At 63.4% G+C, this 3,228-nt stretch carries 2 protein-coding genes; both read right to left on the bottom strand.

Features of this window, described 5'->3' with window-relative positions:
• Nucleotides 1-4: 4 nt before the first annotated feature.
• The gene (locus ACXJL8_RS37405; RefSeq protein ID WP_456622459.1) at nucleotides 5-1,393 is read right to left on the bottom strand and encodes a glycerophosphodiester phosphodiesterase family protein; all 1,389 of its coding nucleotides are present in this window, start codon (nucleotides 1,391-1,393) and stop codon (nucleotides 5-7) included.
• 174 nt (nucleotides 1,394-1,567) lie between these two features.
• Complete coding sequence (gene adh, locus ACXJL8_RS37400; RefSeq protein WP_456622460.1) at nucleotides 1,568-3,085, bottom strand: aldehyde dehydrogenase; 1,518 nt, start codon at nucleotides 3,083-3,085, stop codon at nucleotides 1,568-1,570.
• Nucleotides 3,086-3,228 lie beyond the last annotated feature (143 nt).

Here is a 3,228-nt window from a genome sequence, read left to right as displayed (position 1 = left end):
GGGCTTACCAGCCCAGCTCCCGCAGATAGGCCGTGCGGGCACCTACCCCCGTATGCGTGAAGTCGGTGAAGACCCCATCGACGCCAAGTCGGAAGAATTTGAGATATTCCAGGCCTGGATCGCCGCGATAGTCGGCGGCGAGATATTTCTTCTCGTTGCGGAACGTGAAGACATGCACGAACAGGCCGAGCTTGTGCGCATCGGCAATGAGGCTGGTCGGCTCCTGCGTCGAAGCCTCCGGCGTCGATCCCTTGTAGGGCGTGCCGTCGGCGTTGCTGTCCTTCCACGGCGCAATCTTGAGCGGAACGATATAGGGCTTCCACGGACCGATGCCGTCGGCGTAGGTCTTGATCTGCGCGAGGCCCTCCGGGGTCAGCATCGAATCGTACAGCCGCGCATCGCCCGCAACCGTCCAGTCGAACGGACGAGAATTGGTGATGTTGTTGAGGAGAACCTTGCCGGTCTTGAAGTCGATGCCGTTGCCATCGACGAGCTGGACCTGCCGCGTCTCCAGGCCACGGCTGCGCATATATTTCAGGCTGCCCGGCTCGAAGCTCTGAACGAGGATGGGCGCGTCCTTGGTGTTGAGGCCGTTGTCCTTGATGATCTTGATCAGGGCATCCTCGAGCGGGCGGCTGCCGGGCGCGCCGCAGCCGTTGGCGATCGCCTGGGCATTGTTCCAGGTCGGGTTCTTGGTTTCCGGGTAGACGAGGATCGAACGCCCCGTCTCCTTGCTCTTGGCCTTGGCGATGTCGATGACATCCTGGAAGCTGATGATCGGCAGCTTGCCGTTGAAGACCTTTGGCCTTTCATTGGCCGCGTCATAGGTGGTGCCGCCAATCCAGCTCTTCAGCTCGGCCATGGTGAAATCGGTGATGGACCAATCATTGGTATGGTCTTCGCCGTCGACGATCAGCGATTTCAGCACCGATTTGGGATCGGCCGGATCAATGAGATCGGTGAGATAGTCAGCAGGCACGCCGGTGGCAGACGGCGCCTTGACGCGCACACCGGGCACCGTGCGCTTGCGCGCGGCCACAGCCGCATTGGTCTTCGCCACCTCAGCAATGTTGGTGTTGTCAGCCAGCCAAGGGTTATGGCGCACCACCAGGACGCAGTCCTTGGTCAGATGCAAATCCTCTTCGAGCGCATCGGTTCCGAGCGCCGCGGCAAGTTCGTAGGATGCCTCAGTCTCTTCAGGCACCAGCCCCGGCAGTCCGCGATGTCCGAGGATCAGCGGCGGCTTTCCGTCAACGGTCAGGAAGTGCTTGGCGCCGGCCGGTGCCGGGCCGGTTTGCGCGACGGCCATCGATGGCGGCAGGAATGCCAAGGCCGCCGCGCCGAACAGCATCGCTCCAACACGCGTCTTCCGTCCTGAACGACTGTTCTTCATGGCCGAGCCTCCGTCCTTGCCTGGCATCGCTTCGAATGCCACACGCGCCGACCTGAATGAATAAAGTCGGCGCTCCCGTCTTGTCTCAATTCTCTGACAGACGGATGACGGCGGGCCCGACGGACAACAGCCCGGAACGAGCGGCGCGGAACAGCGCCGCCCGCTCCTGCCCGATCAGAAGAAGCCGAGCTTCTTTGGGCTGTAGCTGACCAGGAGGTTCTTGGTCTGCTGGTAGTGATCGAGCATCATCTTGTGGGTCTCGCGCCCGACCCCCGACTGCTTGTAGCCGCCGAACGCCGCATGCGCGGGATAGGCATGGTAGCAGTTGGTCCAAACCCGGCCCGCCTGGATCGCCCGGCCGAAGCGGTAGCAGCGGTTGGCATCGCGGCTCCAGACGCCGGCCCCGAGGCCATAGAGCGTGTCATTGGCGATCGCGAGCGCCTCGTCGTCGGTCTTGAAGGTCGTGACGGAAACGACGGGGCCAAAGATCTCCTCCTGGAAGATTCGCATCCTGTTGTGGCCCTCGAACACGGTCGGCTGAACGTAGAAGCCGCCGGCGAGATCACCTGCGAGCTCGGCACGTCCGCCGCCGGCGAGGAGCTTGGCGCCCTCCTCCTTGCCGATGTCGATATAGGAGAGGATCTTCGCCAGCTGCTCGCTGGAGGCCTGCGCGCCGATCATGGTGTCGGCGTCGCGCGGATCGCCCTGCTTGATCGCGGCCACGCGCTTGAGCGCCCGCTCCATGAAGCGGTCATAGATCTCCTCGTGGACCAGCGCCCGGCTCGGACAGGTGCAGACCTCGCCCTGATTCAGCGCGAACATGACGAAGCCCTCGATCGCCTTGTCGAAGAAGTCGTCGTCTTCCGCGGTGACGTCGTTGAAGAAGATGTTCGGCGACTTGCCGCCGAGCTCCAGCGTCACGGGAATCAGGTTCTGGCTGGCATATTGCATGATCAGCCGGCCCGTCGAGGTCTCGCCGGTGAAGGCGATTTTTGCAATCCGCGGGCTCGAGGCGAGCGGCTTGCCGGCTTCCAGGCCAAAGCCGTTGACGATGTTGAGGACACCGGGCGGCAACAGGTCGGCGACGATCTCGGCCCAGACCATGATCGAGGCCGGCGTCTGCTCGGCCGGCTTGAGCACCACGCAATTGCCGGCGGCGAGCGCCGGGGCGAGCTTCCAGCAGGCCATCAGCAGCGGGAAGTTCCACGGGATGATCTGGCCGACGACGCCAAGCGGCTCGTGGAAATGATAGGCGATGGTGTCGTGATCGATCTCGCCGATCGAGCCTTCCTGGGCGCGGACGACGCCGGCGAAGTATCGGAAGTGATCGATCGCCAGCGGCAGGTCGGCGGCGCGGGTCTCGCGGATCGGCTTGCCGTTGTCCCAGGTCTCGGCGATCGCAAGGCGCTCGAGATTTTCTTCCATGCGGTCGGCGATGCGGTTCAGGACCGCGGCGCGCTCGGCAACGCTGGTGCGTGCCCAGGCGCCCTTGGCGGCATGCGCCGCGTCGAGCGCGGCCTCGACGTCCTGATGGTCGGAGCGTGCGATCTTGCAGACGATCTGGCCGTTCACCGGCGAGGCGTTGTCGAAATACTTGCCGGAGATCGGCGCGACGAATTTGCCGCCGATGAAATTGTCATAGCGTGCGGCGAAGGGAACTTTGGTGACGCTGAGGAATTCCACCTTGTTCATTGATCACTCCCGATGTTTGCTGTTTGCGCAATTCGTCGTGTGCTCACGACTTGCGCAGACGATGTCGCGGGAGGCGTTTTCTGTCAGCCCGGGCGGGAGCGATGGCGGAGCCGACCTGTCGCAGTTCTGCGACAGTCGTGGGC

This window comes from Bradyrhizobium sp. P5_C11_2, assembly GCF_054049755.1.
The sequence above is the reverse complement of the archived record's forward strand: the minus strand, read 5'-3'. Positions and strand labels throughout refer to the sequence as shown.